The organism is Azonexus sp. (assembly GCF_036170495.1).
GTDB lineage: Bacteria > Pseudomonadota > Gammaproteobacteria > Burkholderiales > Rhodocyclaceae > Azonexus.
Genome location: NZ_JAVHPH010000123.1, coordinates 1 through 1,077, shown reverse-complemented (window position 1 = coordinate 1,077; position 1,077 = coordinate 1). Strand labels below are relative to the sequence as shown.

General features: G+C 66.0%; 1 protein-coding gene. It reads left to right on the top strand.

Going from position 1 to position 1,077, the window contains the following annotated elements:
- Nucleotides 1-115: 115 nt before the first annotated feature.
- On the top strand, nt 116-1,077 hold a 962-nt coding region (locus ADADOO_RS03865; protein WP_511275177.1), incomplete at its 3' end, for an ATP-binding cassette domain-containing protein.

The window sequence follows — 1,077 nt, the reverse complement described above, 5'->3', positions numbered from 1 at the left end:
GGTTTGTCGCCTTCGGCACCACCGCAACACGCGCCCGAGCAGCCTGCAGGGCCCCGGATACGCGCGTCGCCGATAATCCCGGGTTGCCCTGATCACCACGAGAGACCCCCCTGCCATGGCCCAGTACGTCTTCACCATGAACCGCGTCGGCAAGATCGTGCCGCCAAAGCGGCAGATCCTGAAAGGCGTTTCGCTGTCCTTCTTCCCCGGCGCCAAGATCGGCGTGCTGGGTGTCAACGGCTCGGGCAAGAGCACGCTGCTGAAGATCATGGCCGGCGTCGACAAGGAATTCGAGGGCGAGGCCGTGCCCATGCCCGGCCTGAACATCGGCTACCTGCCGCAGGAACCGCTGCTGCCACCCGACAAGACGGTGCGCGAGGTGGTTGAAGAAGGCGTGGGCGGCGTGCTGGCGGCCAAGAAGCGGCTGGACGAGGTCTACGCCGAATACGCCGACGAAAACGCCGACTTCGACAAGCTCGCCGCCGAGCAGCATGAACTGGAAGCCGTCATCGCCGCGGCCGGCAGCGAGAACACCGACCTGCAGCTCGAACTGGCCGCCGACGCGCTGCGCCTGCCGCCCTGGGACGCCAAGATCGGCCTGCTCTCGGGCGGCGAGAAGCGCCGCGTGGCGCTGTGCCGGCTGCTGCTGAGCAAGCCCGACATGCTGCTGCTCGACGAGCCCACCAACCACCTGGACGCCGAAAGCGTCGAGTGGCTGGAGCACTTCCTGCAGCGCTTTCCGGGCACCGTGGTGGCCATCACCCACGACCGCTACTTCCTCGACAACGCCGCCGAGTGGATCCTCGAACTCGACCGCGGCCAGGGCATCCCCTGGAAGGGCAACTACTCCGACTGGCTAGACCAGAAGGAAAGGCGGCTCGAGCTGGAGCAGAAGACCGAAGACGCGCGCATGAAGGCGATGAAAGAGGAGCTCAAGTGGGTGCGTTCCAACGCCAAGGCACGCCAGACCAAGAGCAAGGCCCGCCTGGCGCGCTTCGAGGAACTGAGCGACGTCGAATACCAGAAGCGCAACGAGACCAACGAGATCTTCATCCCGGTGGCCGAGCGCCTGGGCAA